Source organism: Sphaerimonospora cavernae (assembly GCF_042435035.1).
GTDB lineage: Bacteria > Actinomycetota > Actinomycetes > Streptosporangiales > Streptosporangiaceae > Sphaerimonospora > Sphaerimonospora cavernae.
In genome coordinates, this window is record NZ_JBHMQT010000011.1 from 35,615 (window position 1) to 50,589 (window position 14,975).

At 67.9% G+C, this 14,975-nt stretch carries 16 protein-coding genes and 1 pseudogene; 6 read left to right on the forward strand and 11 right to left on the reverse strand.

Features of this window, described 5'->3' with window-relative positions; genetic code table 11:
• Nucleotides 1–37: 37 nt before the first annotated feature.
• From ACFHYQ_RS07765 to ACFHYQ_RS07785, 5 genes and pseudogenes are all read right to left on the reverse strand, one after another.
• Complete coding sequence (locus ACFHYQ_RS07765) at nt 38–415, reverse strand: CBS domain-containing protein (protein ID WP_394300404.1); 378 nt, start codon at nt 413–415, stop codon at nt 38–40.
• A gap of 108 nt (nt 416–523) precedes the next feature.
• Entirely contained in the window at nt 524–1,903 is a 1,380-nt protein-coding gene (locus tag ACFHYQ_RS07770; protein ID WP_394300451.1) for an MBL fold metallo-hydrolase, read from the reverse strand.
• 270 nt (nt 1,904–2,173) lie between these two features.
• Nucleotides 2,174–2,884 (reverse strand): annotated as a pseudogene (locus ACFHYQ_RS07775) (sulfite exporter TauE/SafE family protein); the annotation flags it as partial.
• Between the two features lie 77 nt (nt 2,885–2,961).
• The gene (locus ACFHYQ_RS07780) at nt 2,962–3,552 is read right to left on the reverse strand and encodes a rhodanese-like domain-containing protein (RefSeq protein ID WP_394300405.1); all 591 of its coding nucleotides are present in this window, start codon (nt 3,550–3,552) and stop codon (nt 2,962–2,964) included.
• 139 nt (nt 3,553–3,691) lie between these two features.
• A complete protein-coding gene (locus tag ACFHYQ_RS07785; RefSeq protein ID WP_204018257.1) occupies nt 3,692–3,961 on the reverse strand; it encodes a metal-sensitive transcriptional regulator in 270 nt (89 codons plus the stop codon).
• Nucleotides 3,962–4,128: 167 nt separating this feature from the next.
• Between ACFHYQ_RS07785 and ACFHYQ_RS07790 the strand changes: the two genes are divergently transcribed.
• Nucleotides 4,129–4,302, forward strand: a complete 174-nt coding sequence (locus ACFHYQ_RS07790) for a hypothetical protein (protein WP_394300406.1) — start codon at nt 4,129–4,131, stop codon at nt 4,300–4,302.
• Nucleotides 4,303–4,424: 122 nt separating this feature from the next.
• Here ACFHYQ_RS07790 and ACFHYQ_RS07795 read toward each other — a convergent pair whose 3' ends face one another.
• From ACFHYQ_RS07795 to ACFHYQ_RS07805, 3 genes are all read right to left on the reverse strand, one after another.
• Nucleotides 4,425–4,850: an archease gene (locus tag ACFHYQ_RS07795; protein ID WP_394300407.1), complete on the reverse strand. Its 426-nt coding sequence runs from the start codon at nt 4,848–4,850 to the stop codon at nt 4,425–4,427.
• 240 nt (nt 4,851–5,090) lie between these two features.
• Nucleotides 5,091–5,273: a hypothetical protein gene (locus ACFHYQ_RS07800; protein ID WP_394300408.1), complete on the reverse strand. Its 183-nt coding sequence runs from the start codon at nt 5,271–5,273 to the stop codon at nt 5,091–5,093.
• Nucleotides 5,274–5,329: 56 nt separating this feature from the next.
• Entirely contained in the window at nt 5,330–6,001 is a 672-nt protein-coding gene (locus ACFHYQ_RS07805) for a rhomboid family intramembrane serine protease (RefSeq protein WP_394300409.1), read from the reverse strand.
• Between the two features lie 175 nt (nt 6,002–6,176).
• Here ACFHYQ_RS07805 and ACFHYQ_RS07810 point away from each other — a divergent pair, with 175 nt between their 5' ends.
• Together ACFHYQ_RS07810 and ACFHYQ_RS07815 are read left to right on the forward strand one after the other, a co-directional pair.
• Nucleotides 6,177–6,692 (forward strand): DoxX family protein, encoded by a 516-nt coding sequence (locus tag ACFHYQ_RS07810; RefSeq protein ID WP_394300410.1) that lies wholly within the window; start codon nt 6,177–6,179, stop codon nt 6,690–6,692.
• Nucleotides 6,693–6,743: 51 nt separating this feature from the next.
• Nucleotides 6,744–7,358: a trimeric intracellular cation channel family protein gene (locus tag ACFHYQ_RS07815; RefSeq protein WP_394300411.1), complete on the forward strand. Its 615-nt coding sequence runs from the start codon at nt 6,744–6,746 to the stop codon at nt 7,356–7,358.
• Here the strand turns inward: ACFHYQ_RS07815 and ACFHYQ_RS07820 are convergent.
• Complete coding sequence (locus ACFHYQ_RS07820) at nt 7,342–8,307, reverse strand: LysR family transcriptional regulator (protein WP_394300412.1); 966 nt, start codon at nt 8,305–8,307, stop codon at nt 7,342–7,344. The genes ACFHYQ_RS07815 and ACFHYQ_RS07820 overlap by 17 nt on opposite strands.
• A gap of 112 nt (nt 8,308–8,419) precedes the next feature.
• On the opposite strand from ACFHYQ_RS07820, the gene ACFHYQ_RS07825 reads away from it, so the two are divergent.
• Both ACFHYQ_RS07825 and ACFHYQ_RS07830 read left to right on the forward strand, forming a co-directional pair.
• Entirely contained in the window at nt 8,420–9,313 is an 894-nt protein-coding gene (locus tag ACFHYQ_RS07825; RefSeq protein ID WP_394300413.1) for an NAD(P)H-binding protein, read from the forward strand.
• A 30-nt stretch (nt 9,314–9,343) separates the two neighbouring features.
• Nucleotides 9,344–9,709, forward strand: a complete 366-nt coding sequence (locus ACFHYQ_RS07830) for a darcynin family protein (RefSeq protein ID WP_394300414.1) — start codon at nt 9,344–9,346, stop codon at nt 9,707–9,709.
• 69 nt (nt 9,710–9,778) lie between these two features.
• Here ACFHYQ_RS07830 and ACFHYQ_RS07835 read toward each other — a convergent pair whose 3' ends face one another.
• The gene (locus ACFHYQ_RS07835) at nt 9,779–9,913 is read right to left on the reverse strand and encodes a hypothetical protein (RefSeq protein WP_394300415.1); all 135 of its coding nucleotides are present in this window, start codon (nt 9,911–9,913) and stop codon (nt 9,779–9,781) included.
• Between the two features lie 106 nt (nt 9,914–10,019).
• On the opposite strand from ACFHYQ_RS07835, the gene ACFHYQ_RS07840 reads away from it, so the two are divergent.
• Nucleotides 10,020–10,964 (forward strand): TIGR01777 family oxidoreductase, encoded by a 945-nt coding sequence (locus ACFHYQ_RS07840; protein WP_394300416.1) that lies wholly within the window; start codon nt 10,020–10,022, stop codon nt 10,962–10,964.
• A gap of 260 nt (nt 10,965–11,224) precedes the next feature.
• Here ACFHYQ_RS07840 and dnaE read toward each other — a convergent pair whose 3' ends face one another.
• Nucleotides 11,225–14,809, reverse strand: a complete 3,585-nt coding sequence (gene dnaE / locus ACFHYQ_RS07845) for a DNA polymerase III subunit alpha (RefSeq protein WP_394300417.1) — start codon at nt 14,807–14,809, stop codon at nt 11,225–11,227.
• Between the last annotated feature and the right edge of the window lie 166 nt (nt 14,810–14,975).

A 14,975-nucleotide genomic window follows, 5' to 3' on the forward strand; every position in this document is an offset into this window, starting at 1 on the left:
GGAGCCGCCCCCGCCATCGCCGGTGGCCGGCGAGAAGTCAGTCACGGTCCCTCGTGAGCACGGCCATGAGGTCCCGGCGCGTGACGATGCCGACGAGTTCGACATCGCGGAGCACCGGCACGGTCTTGATTCTCTTGTGCACCATCAGGTCGATCAGCGTGGCCGCTTCGGTGGTCTCCGCGACGGTGACCAGGGTGCGTGACATGACGTCCCCGACCCGTTTCGGGGAGGCGCCGGCGTCGAACTCCCCGCAGAGCAGGTCGATCTCGCTCACCATTCCGACCAGTTCGCCATGGTCGCCCAGCACGGGGGCGGCCGTGATGTGGTTGTCGTACAGCGCGTGGATCGCCTGACGCACCGCGTCGCCGGGGCGGAAGGTGACCGCCGGACTGCTCATGACCTCACAGACGAGCATGTCCGTCACCTCCCACGAAACGTCCCGGTGAAACTCCCTGCCGCTCTCATTTCCCCTGGTCGTCCCCCACTCCCCCGGGGTGGGCCCCGGGGGATGTGATCACGGGACCTATGCGGGGGCGAGGGCGCGCTGCCAGGCGTCATAGCCGCCGAGCAGGTCCGACACCCCCTCCCGCCCGCGGTGCGTGAGCAGGCTGGCGGCGATGGCCGAGCGGGCGCCGCCGGCGCAGTAGACCACGACCGGGTGGTCGGCCGGGACCTCCGCCAGGCGCCCGGCCAGTTCGGCGAGCGGGATGTGCAGCGAGGGTTCGATTGCCCCGTCCGCGACCTCCCCGGCGTTGCGCACGTCGAGCAGCACGGGCGGCTCGTCCCCGTCCAGGGCCTGCCGCAGCCCGGCGACGGTCACCCTGGTGGAGTGGGCGATCTCTCCGGGGACGGTGAGGAAGACGGCCTCCGGGTCGCGTAGATAGCCGGTGACGGTGTCGAAGCCGATCCTGGCCAGGCGGGTGACGACCTCGTCCTCCCGGCCCTGCGGCGCGACCATGATGATCTCGCTGCCGGGTTCGACGACCATGCCTGCCCGTTCCGCGAATCGGCCGTCGGCGGAGACGTTGATCGAGCCCTTCAGGTGGGCGAGCGCGAACTCCTGGGCGTCCCGGGCGTCGACCACGACCGCGCCGGCCGCCCGCCTGGCCAGGACCTCCTCCACCGACAGTGGCCGGGCGTCCGCGCCGGTGCCGAACAGTTCTCGGTTCTTCCGGTTGAGCACGGCGTCGTAGACGAAGTAGCCGGGCGCGGACGGCTGTCCCTCGGTGACGATGGCCAGGAACTCCTCCTCGCTCATCGGCGCGCACGCGTAGTTGCTCAGGCGCTGCCGGCCGATCGTCGACCACCGGTCGGTGGACAGGTTCTTGCCGCAGGCCGAGCCGGCGCCGTGTGCGGGGAAGATCCGCACTTCGTCGTCCAGTGCCATCAGCTTGCGCTGGACGCTGTCGTACAGCATCCGGCCGAGCTGCTCGGCGGTGACGCCGAATGAGGCCAGCAGGTCCGGGCGTCCCACATCGCCGATGAACAGTGCGTCGCCGGTCAGCACGCCGTACGGCACGGCGTCGTCGGCGTGCTCGTACACGACGACGCTGATCGATTCGGGGGTGTGGCCCGGTGTCTCCATGATCTCCAGCACGACGTCGCCGAGTTCGACGCGCTCACCGTCGGTGAGCTTGCGGATGGGGTATTCGGACTCGGCGCGGTGGCCGTAGCCGATCCAGGCGCCGGTGCGGGCGGCCAGTTCCAGGTGTCCGGCGACGAAGTCGGCGTGGAAGTGGGTGTTGATCACTCCCTCGATCCGCAGTCCGTGCGCCTCGGCGTCGGCGACGTACTCCGACACGTCGCGCCTGGGGTCGACCACGACGGCGCGGCCGCTGGTCTCGTCGCCGATCAGGTACGACGCCTGGGACAGGCAGTCCAGATAGTACTGAGTGAAGATCATTCCATTTCCTCCTGTATCGGGTGAACCGCATACCCCAGGGGGTATATTCCACAGATGGTCATCGCAGGTGCCGTCCGTCCTCAGCCGAACGCCGGCCATCGGGCGAGATGGCGGCGGGCCCTCGTACGTCCGACGGCGCCCCCAGGGCGCGAAGCGCAGGTGCACGGCGACGGCCACCGCCAGCAGGCCGACGGCGACCAGCGCGGCCGGGCCGTACGCCGAGTGGAGCAGCGACGGTGGCACCTGCTGAATCAGCACGAAAGCACCCATTACTAGGACAAACCAGCCGAAGGCCATACGCAAGCGGTCGGCCTGGATCCACCCGGCGAGCTGCCCGCCGATGAGTCCGCCGACGACCGCGGCAGCGGTGACGGACAGCGCGAGCGACCAGTCGATGGAAACGCTTTGCAGATAACCGGCGAAGCCGGCGAACGACTTCATGGCGATGACGATCAGCGAGGTGCCGACGGCGACGCTCATCGGCAGGCCGCCGAACAGCACCAGCGCGGGGACCACCAGGAAGCCGCCGCCGGCGCCGACCAGTCCGGTGACCACGCCGACGACCACGCCCTCGACCACCACGTGCGGGATCGGCAGATCCACGCGGTCCGAGGCATGCTCCGGCGTCCCGCGGCCACGGATCATCGCGATCGCGGTGGCCACCATCATCAGCGCGAACGCGGCCAGCAGCAGCGCCTCGGGCAGGTGCGGGCCGAGCAGGCCGCCGCCGTAGGCGCCCGCCATGCCGGCGGCACCGAAGATCAGCCCGGTCTTCCACCGGATCCGCCCTGCCCTGGCATGCCCGACGGCGCTGACCGCGCTGGTCACCCCCACCACGAACAGGGACATGGCGATCGCCGACCTGGCCGGGACGCCCGCGACGTAGACGAGCAGCGGCACGGTGAGGATCGACCCGCCGCCGCCGAACAGCCCGAGCGTCAGGCCGACCACCACGGCGCCGGCGAGGGTCACGGTGAGCATGTCATTGCCTTTCCTTCTTACCCCCGGGGGTATATGGGAGACAGACTTCTCCGCCGTACGGCACGGCGGAGCGAGGGTCAGGTCCGGGAGCGGGCGGGCTTGACGATGCAGGCCAGCGCCTCGGCGGCATCGGCCCTGCCGCGGTTGTAGGGCAACCTGGACAGCATCATGCCCATCGCACAGGTGTCCGTCAGCGAGGCGAAGACCAGGCCCGCGCCGATGAAGGCGCCGACGAACCGTGCCCCCGGCAGCCACAGGTCGGCCACGATGGACGCCAGCACGATGCCGCCCGCGACCAGGCGCACCTGACGCTCCAGGCTCCACTTCTGCCTGCCGCGGATGACCGGCGCTCCGGAGGCGATCCAGGAGTTCATCCCGCCGGACAACACGACCGTGCCGGGCAACCCCGCCTCGCAGAGGCTCTTCTGCGCCTGGGTGGCACGGTTGCCCGACTGACAGATCAGCAACAACCGGCCGCCGGCGTCGGCGACGATTCGGCGCAGGTGCGCGTCCACCTGGTCGAGCGGCAGGTTGATCGCGCCGTCGATGTGCGCGGTCTCGAACTCGGCGGCAGTCCGTACGTCGACGACGAGCACATCGGGGTTGGACGCGATCAGCGCACGGGCCGTGGTGACGCCAACCGCGGAGGACCCGGCATTTGTGGCCATCGATTATCTCACTCTCCTTCATATACCCCGGGGGGTATCTTTATCGCATGAAGTGACCAGGACGACTGCAAGAGCAGTGGAAAATACCCCCGGGGGTATATTGGAGTCATAGAAAAGCGGGATTGCCGGGCAGATCCGCTTATGCGAGTGCCAAGAACAGCTTCTCCAGCTCCGCCACGCTCATCGGGGCCTGCTCGCCGCGCTCCTGCGCGGCCTGGCAGTGCCGCAGGCCGGTGGCGACCAGCTTGAAGCCCGCCCGATCGAGCGCCTTGGAGACCGCGGCGAGCTGGGTCAGCACCTTCGCGCAGTCCTCCCCCGCCTCGATCATCCCGATTACGCCGGCGAGCTGACCATGCGCGCGCCGCAGACGCGTCAGCGCATCGCCGACCATGGCCTCATTCAACTCCATGTCCGTAATATACCCCCGGGGGTATCTTCCTGGCAACCTCCCACACCCCACCGCCTGACGGCGACGGTCCCTGCCGAGGTTCTGATGGCGCCGGGTGTGCATGGCCCCTCGCCTTCCGGGTACGCGCAGGAGGCGAAAACGCCCGGATAACAGAAGGAGTAAAGCGGATGACCATCCCCGAGGAGAACGCACCCAAGACCGACCAGAACGACCTGGCCCTGTCGAAGCAGGCGACAGGCACCCGGCCCGAGGACGTGGAACGACGGCAGGACACCGAGATGGCCGCCAGGCTCAAGGAGGCGATGTCGAAGGCCGATGTGGACCGCGACGACTTCGCGTAGGCCCGGCCGACTCGCCGGAAACGCCCGGACTCGCCAGAAACACCGCATCGCCGGAAACATGGCCAAGCTGACGCCGATCGGCGTGGTCAAGGGCTGGATTCGTACGTTTCACGGCACAGCGGTCAGACGTCGACCACGACGTGGGCGCGCCACATCCCGGCCTCCCGCCCGAACCGGAACCCGTTCACCGCGACGGCCTTCGGCATGACGCCCACCTGATCGACCGCTCCCATCGGGATCGTGGCCAGCCGCACCTCGATCTGCCCCTCCGTCGCGCCCGTCCACTCGTCGACCGACACGTCCACCGCGACCCTGCCGTACACCTCGACCTGGTAGATCACCTCATCCAGCACCGTGAGGAGGAGATCTTCGTCGGTCTCCTCGGCCAAGGCGAACTCGACGCTGCCGTCCGGCACCACCTCGCCGATGTCGGCGAAGGCCTCCACCAGCGCCCGTACCGCCTCGGCCAGGCACTCCTCCCGGGTGTCCGCCCACGCCTCAATCACCGTGTCGACGGTATGAGGGACCGTCCGATGCCCCCTGCTCACACCCTGTTCTCCTCACCGGCCATCCGGGCCCCTCCCTCGTCGCGATCGGAAGTGGTCGTACGGGCGAGCCCACGCATCCGCGGCGAGACGACGTTCCTGCCCCGAACCCATCATCCGATTCATGATGTCCACACCTCACGGGAGGGCCCGCGCAGGGCAGCGGTCGCCGAGAACAGGCATCGCCTCGCCGCCGACGGTTCATGCTCCGCGGCGCGGTTCCGGGTCGTTCACCGGCCCGGCTCAGCGGCCGAGCAGGGCGGCGATCGCGCCCGTCGTGGCCGGATGACGGGTGAGCAGCTCCCGGACCTCGACCGGCGCCGGCCTCTCGGCCGCGGGCCATCCCGCCGACCATTCCGCGGGGTAACCGAGCAGGGCCGCCACGGCGTCGCACGCCTGCGGGTGCCGGACCAGCAGGGCGGCCACCGGCTATTACCGGGCGAACAAGCTGTGGTCGGGCTCCTACTTCGCCGGGAGCGTAGTCACAACCCCAGGTCCTCGATCTCCTTGTGCAGGGCCGACCTGGAGTCGGCCGGGGGCGTCTTCGCGGGCACCTCGCCGACTGGCCCGGGCTTCGCTCCGCGCTCGCGGAACAGGTATCCGCCCAGGATGCCGCCGACAAACCCGAACGCGTGTGCCTGCCAGAGAACGCCCTCCGCGGGCAGCAGCCCGACGAACTGGTAGGCGAAGCACAGGCCCATGACCACGCCGATCACTATGTCGATCAGATGCCGGTCGAAGGCGCCGCGCACGAGCACGTACCCGAAGTAGCCGAACACCAGTCCGCTCGCGCCCGCGCCGACCGTGGCGGGGGAGGCGGTGAGCCACGGGCCGAGCCCGGCGGCGAAGATGATCAGTGCGGTCACCCCGAGGAACTTCTTCACCCCGCGGTAGGCGGCGAGGAACCCGAAGATGAACAGGGGTCCGGAGTTGCCCTCGATGTGTGCCCAGCTCCAGTGCAGGAGGGGCGAGCTGACGATGGCGGGCAGTCGGCCGGGATCCCACGGTCTGATCCCGTAGCTGTAGCTGAGGCCGTAGTCGCTGACCCAGTTGGCCACCTGCACGACCCAGATCAGCGCGAGGAAGCCGACCATGACCCAGAAGGCCTTCCTGGCCTCGGCGATCATGATCTCCGCGGTGCGTCCGTCGCTCACGGAACCTCCCCATCCCGACGATCACAGGACCTACCGGGAAAGATACCGCCGACCGCCGCCCCCAGCCAGACCGCGCCCGGCCCGTACGGGTGGACGGCCGCCAGGGGCCTCCCATTTATTGGGTAGCTTCACTGTCCAATATTGGATAGCATGGTTATCCAAAGGAGGGGATTCCATGACCTTGATTGTTCTCGTCGTGGCCACGCTGTGCTTCCGCCTGTCGGGCGCGCTGTTCGGTCTGGCCCGCTTCACCACCTGGCGAGTGAGTGCCGCGCACGGCCTGGCCGTCATGCTCGTGATGACGGCCAGCGCCCACTTCGTCCCGTCAGATGTGACCGTCATGCCGAACCACGCCGACATGGTGGCCATGGTCCCGCCGTTCGTCCCGTTCCCCGCCTTCGTGGTCTACCTGACCGGCGTCCTGGAGTTGGCCGGGGCGGTGGGCCTGGTGCTCCCGGCCACCCGGCGGGCGGCCGGGATCTGCCTGGCGCTGCTGTTCGTGCTCATGCTTCCCGCCAACATCCACGCCGCGCTGGCCGGGGTGACCCTGGCGGGCGAGGCGGCGACCCCGCTGTGGCAGCGCATCCCCGAGCAGATCCTCTACATCGGCGTAGCCCTCTGGGCCGCGGGCGTCACAGGGGGACGCTCAGCCCGTACGGCCTCCGCGAGCAGCACACCTCCCGTCCTTTAGGGAGTCGGCGGCCACGTCGCGGGGACACGACTTATGGGAGAATGAGCAGCCGTGTCCCCCCTGCTCGACCTTGCCGGAATCTTCGTTTTCGCCCTGTCCGGCGCACTACAGGGCGTGCGCAAACGGCTCGACGTGGTCGGCATGGCGGTGCTCGCGTTCTTCACCGCGGTCGGCGGCGGCGTCATGCGCGATCTGTTCATCGGCGTGCAGCCCGCCGCGTTCCGGGACATGGGCTATCTCCTCGTGCCGATCGCGGCCACCGCCATCGCCTTCTTCTGGCACCCGCACGTCGAGCGGGCGATGCCCGGCGTGCTGATCTTCGACGCGGCGGGCCTCGGCCTGTTCTGCGCCGTCGGCACCGCCAAGGCGCTGCACCACGGCCTCGCGCCGCCGCACGCCGTGTTCCTCGGGGTCTGTACGGCGGTCGGCGGCGGCGTCATCCGAGACGTCCTGTCCGGCGAACGCCCCACCCTGCTCTACGACCGCCAGCTCTACGCCGTGCCGGCCATGCTCGGCTCGACGGCGATGGCCGTGCTGTACGCCCTGGACGTGCGGGGATTCGTCGCCACCCTGTCCGCGGCCGTGCTCGCCTTCACCTTCCGCATCCTCGCCATGCGCTACGGCTGGCGCGCACCCCTGGCCAGAGGCATCAGCGGCCCGAGGTGAACGGCCAGGCGGCCGAGCCCTCGGGTGCGTGAAGAGCCCGGCGGACGGCGTCGCGGAGCCAGCGGTGGGCTCCGTCGGCGGCGTGGCGGGGGTGCCAGGCCATGCCGATGGTCAGTGACGGCAGCGGCAGCGGGATGTCGAGCAGGTGCAGGCCAAGAGTGGTGGCGGCGTCGGTGAGGGGCGAGGGGCCGGTGCCGGGGGGTGCGGCGGGAACGAGGCAGACGACGTCACTGCGGGCGGCGAGGGACATCGCGGCGAGATGGCTGGGGAGGACGACGGCGACCCGCCGGTGGAGGTTGTGCGCGGCCAGGGCGGTGTCGAGCGGTCCGGTGAACCGGCCGCGGCGGCTGACCACGACGTGTTCGGCGGCGGCGAGCCGGGCCGGCGTGAGGATTTCTTCGGTGAGGGGGTGACCGGGCCGGACGGCCGCCGCCATCTGGAGGGTGACCAGTTCTTCGACCCGGGTTTCGGGGTCGACGTGGTCGATGGAACCGATCTCCAGATCGATCCGGCCGTCGCGGAGGGCCGGTCCGTCCTCCATCTCCTCGGCCCGGAACCGCAACGAAACCCCCGGAGCCTCCCGCCGGGCCAGTCGCAGCAGTCCGGGGGCCAGTGCCGCGCCGACCAGGTCGGCGGCCTGGAGAGTGAAGGTGCCGCGGAGGGTGGCGAGGTCGACGTCACCGCCGGGAGTGAGCAGCGCTCCGAGGCGGCGCACCACGGTGGCGGCTTCGTCGCGCAGTGCCTGGGCCCGGGGGGTGGGGACCATGGTCTGCCCGGCCCGGACCAGAAGGGGGTCCTGGAGGATGCGGCGGAGGCGGGCGAGGGTGCGGCTCATGGCGGCGGGGGAGGTGCGCAGGCGGGCGGCGGCGCGGGTGACGCTCTGCTCGGCCAGCAGGGCGTCCAGCGCGACGGCGAGGTTGGCGTCGATGACCGGATCTGAGCTGCTCATCAGGGTAATTCCATTTCTGGCAATGAACCTGTGCTGAAGTTCCCATTGTGGCAACACCGTGATCCTCCACAGGATGGGGGCGTACCGAACCGGAACGACCCACGAGGTTCTCATGATCGTCATTACCGCTCCCACCGGGAACATCGGCCGCCACCTGCTCTCTCTGCTCCTGGAGTCCGCCCCCGCCCACGGCGAGGAACTACGCGTGATCGTGCGCGACCCCGCCCGGCTCCCCGACGCGGTACGCGAACGCGTCGAGGTGATCACCGGCTCGCACGGCGACGCCGAGGTCGTCGACCGGGCCTTCGAAAGTGCGGACGCCGTCTTCTGGCTCGTCCCCCCGGACGCCTCCCTGACCCCGATGGACGCCTACCGCGGCTTCACCCGCCCCGCGGCGAAGGCGCTCGCCGCCCACGGCGTCGGCCACGTCGTCGGCGTCTCCGCGCTCGGCCGCGGCACCCCGGTCGCCGGACACGCCGGACTCGTCACCGCGTCCCTCGCCATGGACGACCTCATCGCAGGCACCGGCGTCGCCTACCGGGCCCTGGCCAACCCCTCCTTCTTCGAGAACCTCCTGGAGGAGGCCGACTCGATCCGCGAGAAGGGCGTCTTCACCGACGCCGTCGACGCCGACCGCAAGGCCCCCATCGTCGCCGTCGCCGACATCGCCGCCGTCGCCTCCGGCCTGCTGCTGGGCCGCTCCTGGACCGGCGTCGGCAGCGTCCCGGTGCTCGGGCCGCGGGACCTGTCCCCCAACGACCTGGCCCGCATCATGACCGAGCAGTTCGGCCGCCCCGTCCGCTACGAACGCCAGCCGCTCGACGACCTGTACGCCACCCTCGTCGGCTACGGCCTCAACGAGGCGTTCGTCCAGGGCATCGTCGACATGAAGCAGGCCAAGGACAACGGCCTCGACTCCGGCGTCACCCCCACCCCGGACACCGCCTCCCCCACCACCTTCGAGCAGTGGTGCGCCCAGACCCTCAAGCCCGCCGTCCTCTCCTGACGGCCGCCAACACCGCGAGAGGACCCATCAATGTCCACTGAGCAGGCAGAAGCGACAGTGACCGCGTTCATGCTCGTCAAGACCACGCCCGAGTGGCTCGCCATGACCGTCCAGGAACGGGTGGACGCCTTCGCCACCCAGGTCGTCCCCGCGATCGAGGCCAGGACCGCCGGCGTCCGGTCGCGCTTCTACGACACGGAGTTCTACTCCGCGCGCGTCACCGACGTCTGGGTCTGGGAAGCGGACGACCATCACGCCTACCGGCTCCTCGTCGACGCGCTGCGCGAAACCCCCTTCTGGGACCGCTACTTCGAGGTCGTCGACCTCCTCGTCGGCACCGAGAACGGCTACGCCCGCACCTACGGCGTCGCTCCCGTCGCCACCATCACCACCTGACACCGCCCGCGCCTCGAAAGGCTCATCGCATCGACTCCCCGCGCTCCCCCGTCGGCAGATCGATCACCCTCAGGGCGGGCCCTGCCACGGCGAGGGTGTCCGCGGCGGTGCCCGCGGTACTGCCACCGTGTAGGCGGGGCCGATCACCATGGGCGGCCCGAACAGTCGCCGCAGGCCGTTGACCGGCAGCAGGGCCAGGTCCACCGGTGGGTGCTCGGCGCGACCCGACGACGCAGCCGAAATGATTATGATCTACGATCTGGTCTGGGTCGGTTAGCCAGGCTCGTCCCACTCACCCGGGGGAAGTCTGATGAAGATAGCGATACCCGGTGGAACCGGTCAGGTAGGCACGATCTTGAATCGCGCGCTGACCGCCGCAGGCCATGACGTCGTAGTCCTGACCAGACGGCCGGCGGGCGACCGTGAAGTTCGCTGGGACGGCGAGACCCTGGGCCCCTGGGCGGAGGAGATCGACGGCAGCGACATCGTGATCAACCTGGCCGGACGCAGCGTCAACTGCCGCTACACCCCAAGCAACCTGCGGGCCATGATGGATTCGCGCGTGCACTCCGCCCGGGTCGTGGGCGAGGCGATCGCAGCCGCCGTGCGGCCTCCCCGGGTCTGGTTGCAGATGAGCACCGCCACTGTCTACGCCCACCGCTTCGACGCGCCCAACGACGAGGCGACCGGCGTGCTCGGCGGCACCGAATCCGGCGTCCCGGGCTACTGGGCCTACAGCGTCGAGATCGCGAAAGCGTGGGAACGGGCGCAGGAGCGAGCCGAAACCCCGGACACGCGCAAGGTCGCCATGCGCGCCGCCATGGTGATGAGCCCCGACCGCGGCGGCGTCTTCGACATCTTGCTGCGGCTGACGCGGCTCGGCCTCGGCGGCCCGATCGCCGGTGGCGCGCAGTACGTCTCCTGGATCCACGACCGCGATTTCGTCCGCGCCGTCGAGTTCCTGGCCGACCGGGACGACCTCGCCGGGCCGGTGAACCTCGCTGCTCCCATTCCTTTGCCCCAGCGCACGTTCATGCGCGTGCTGCGCACCGCGTGGGGTGTCCCGGTGGGCCTGCCCGCAACGAAGTGGATGGCCGAGCTTGGCGCGTTCGCGCTGCGCTCGGACACCGAACTCCTACTGAAAAGCCGCCGGGTCGTCCCCAGCCGCCTGCTCGAAGCGGGCTTCGCTTTCAACCACTCCCAGTGGCCGGAGGCCGCCGACGACCTTGTGCGGCGCGTACGCGGCCCCGCGTAACCGGCGAGCAGGGCAGCACTGCTGCTCGGCGGCGGCGAGTATACCGACCGCCGCACTTCACGCCTGTTGTCAAATACTAATAGAACGCGGGATCGTCGCGCGCCATCCAACCCGCGGCCAGTCAAGCGGAGATAAGATAATTCGACTTGCCCCCGAAGAGCCAGCACGGATGGACCCTTCCCTACCGCATCGTCCGCACTCAGGTGGTTCCTCTGACGGAACGACTTCGACTCGGTCCTGGGGGAACGTCAAGACGCCTGTCATGGCACGACCAACGCGTTGGCGCCCAGAAGAACCTTGATGTCGCCGGCGAACGCCCCGTTGTGGATGTTCACGGCGTAATCGGGGAGTTCGACGAGGCGGATCCTCCGGTTGAGGCACTCTACTCGTAGGCGGACCGGCGTTTCCCCGGGATGCGTGGTCAAAATACGCTTGAGCTCATTGACGAACTCCTTGTCGATGCGCTCCTCCCGGAGAGAGATCACGATTGGTTCGCGGCCGTCGTCCTGTATGCCGGAGACGTCAAGGAATGTTATGTCGGTGGCGTTGAAGGAGATGGTGGCATCCTCACCGTCGCCGCGTGAACGGATCCGGCCGGTGACGGAGACGACCAGATCGGGGGCCAGGTTGGTGCCGTAAAGCTGGTAGGTCTGAGGGAAGCAGGGCACTTCGATAGATGCGTCGTGGTCTTCGATCTTGAGGATGGCCCAGACGTCACCCTTCTTGGTGACCTTCTTGTCGATGCCGGAGATGATGCCGGCGATGCGGACGTTGCCTGCTCCGGCCTGGCCATCGAGGATTTGGGCAATGGTCAGGTCCCGGTTGCGCTGGAGGATGCGTTCGGCCCCGTTGAGCGGGTGGTCGGAGACGTAAAGGCCAAGCATTTCCCGCTCGAAAGAGAGTTTGGTCTTCTTGTCCCACTCCCTTTCGGGGACGGAGATGTGAAATACGCTTTCCCCCTCACTGGCATCCTCGAACGCGCCGAAAAGCGAGTCTTGGCCGAGAGCTTCCTTGCGCTTGACGTCGATTACTGCATCAACGGCTTGGTCGTGAACCTCTATCAGGCCTCGGCGGGTGTGGCCAAGCCCGTCGAACGCACCGGCTTTGATCAGCGATTCGATCGTCCTCTTGTTGCAGACGACCTGGGGAACCTTGGCCAGGAATTCATTGAAGTCGGTGTAGGCACCCTTGCGCGTGCGGGCCGTAATAATGCCGTTGATGGCGTTTTCTCCGACGTTCTGGATCGCCCCCAGGCCGAAGCGGACGTCCGTTCCGACGGCGCTGAAACGGAGTCCGGATTCATTGACGTCAGGCGGCAGGACCTTGAGCTTCATCCGTCGGCACTCGGCAAGGTAGAGCGCCATGCGGTCCTTGTTGGTGCCGACAGAGGTGAGCAGGGCGGCCATGTACTCCGCCGGATAGTTGGCCTTGAGGTAGGCGGTCCAATAAGAGACGAGCCCGTAGCCGGCGGTGTGGGACTTGTTGAAGCCGTAGGAGCTGAACGGTTCCAGAACGTCCCAGACGGCCTTTGCCGCTGCCTCTGTATATCCCTTGCCGGTCATGCCCGAGGAGAAGGTGGCCCACTGCTTGTCCATCTCCTCTTTCTTCTTCTTACCCATCGCCCGGCGCAGGATGTCGGCGCCACCGAGGGTGTAGCCGGCCAGTTGCTGGGCGATGGCCATGACTTGCTCCTGGTAGACCACCAGGTGGTAGGTCGTGCCGAGGATCGGGTCGAGAACTTCCTCGAGCGAGGGATGGATCGGGCTGATCTCCTGCTGTCCGGCCTTCCGCAGCGCATAGTTGGTGTGGGCGTTCGCCCCCATGGGGCCGGGACGTCCCAAGGCCAGGATGGACGAGATGTCTTCGAACCGGGCCGGAGCAATCAGCTTGGTGAGGTCCCGCATCATCGAACTGTCGAGTTGGAACACGCCGAGTGTTTCGCCGCGGGCCAGTAGTTCGTAGGTCTTCTTGTCATCCAGCGACAGGCTGTGCATGTCGAGGTCGATGCCGCGGTTGTCCTTCACGTTCTGCACCGCGTCGCCGATGACGGTCAGGTTGCGCAGGCCGAGGAAGTCCATCTTCAGCGCGCCCATGGACTCGGAACTGGGCCCGTCGAAGCCGGTGATGCGAGCGCCGTCGTCAGGCCGCATGAAGATCGGCATGACGTCGAGCAACGGCTGGGAAGACAAGATGACGCCTGCGGCATGAACGCCGGTGCCGCGGGTCAGCCCTTCAAGGCCGAGCGCGTGGTCGATGACCTGTTTGACGTCCTGGTCTTCCTCGTACAGTTTCCGCAGTTCGGTCGCCTCAGCGTACCGGGGATGCTTCTCATCGAAGATGCCGGTAAGGGGGATTTCCTTGCCCATGACGGCCGGCGGAAACGCTTTGGTGATCTTTTCGCCTACCGGGAAGGGGTAGCCCAGGACACGAGCCGCGTCCTTGACCGCCGCCTTCGACTTGATCGTCATGTAGGTGATGATCAGTGAGACGTTGTCCTCGCCGTACTTCTCCGTGACATACCGGATCATGTCGCCGCGCCGACGCTCGTCGAAGTCGAGGTCGACATCGGGCATGGAGATGCGTTCGGGGTTCAGGAACCGCTCGAAGAGCAGAGAATGCTCAATCGGGTCGAGCTCGGTGATGCCGGTGACGTAGGCCACCATCGATCCGGTGGCCGATCCTCGGCCGGGGCCGAGCCAGATGCCGTTGTCGCGAGCGTACTGGCAGATGTCGGCGACGACGAGGAAGTATCCGGGGAAACCCATGCTCTCGATGACGCCGAGCTCGTATTCGATCCGCTCCGTGACATGGGCCGGTACGGAAACGCCGTAGCGCCGCACCGCGCCGCGCTGGGCTTCCTTGCGGAGCCAGCTCATCTCGGTCTCCCCTTCGGGAACCGGGAACTTGGCTGCCAGGTCACGATGGGCGAACACCTCGTCGTAGGGTTCGACCCGTTCCGCGATCAGCAGGGTGTTCTTACAGCCCTCGGCCCACACATCAGAGCTCGGGTCCAGAGCCCACATCTCCTCAGCGGAGCGCACATAGTAGCCGTTGCCGGAGAAGCGGAACCGGTTGGGGTCGCTGAGCTGGGAGTTGGTGCCGACGCAGAGCAACGCGTCGTGGGCGGTGGCCTGGTCTTCGGTCACGTAGTGGGAGTCGTTGGTGACGAGGGGCGGAATGCCGAGAGCCTTGCCGATACGCAGGAGATCACCACGGACCCCTGTCTCGATCGGGATCCCGCCGTGATCCATCAGTTCCAGGAAGTAGTTGTCCCGCCCGAAGATCTCTTGATACTTGGCGGCGTGTTCCAGCGCCTTGTCGTACTGTCCGAGCCTGAGCCGGGTCTGAACGGCGCCGGACGGGCAGCCCGTGGTGGCGACGATCCCTTCGTGGTACCGCTCGAACAACTCGTCGTCCATGCGCGGGTACTTCTTCATGTGGCCCTCAAGGGAGGCCAGGGAAGAGATCTTGAATAGGTTGCGCAGGCCCTGTGGGTTGACCGCCCACATCGTCTTGTGAAGGTAGGTGCCGCTGGCCGACACATCGCCACCCAGACCGGTACGTTCGTCAGACTTGCGCTGGTGGGGCTCCCCCCAGAACACCGGCTTCTTGTGGAGGCGGGATTCCGGGCTGACGTAGCCCTCGATCCCGATGATCGGCGTCACGCCGGCGGCCTTCATCTTCGCCTGGAACTCATAGGCGCCGAACATGTTGCCGTGGTCGCTCATAGCGATCGCCGGCATCCCCAACTCGGCCACCCGCTCGGCCAATTTACCGATCTTCGCCGCCCCGTCCAGCATCGAGTACTCGGTATGAACATGCAGGTGAACGAACGAATCAGCCACGGGTGATCGTTGACCTTCCCTTGTGAAGCGAGCGAGATGCAACTCTACCTAGCGGCTGCTGTGATCGCCCGAGCCCTACAGGAAAGGTGTGATCCATTCGGCTGGCACCGCCGGCCATGAGGCCGGGCTCCACAGCCGAGAGGCCAGGAGCCCGGTGATGCGCAAC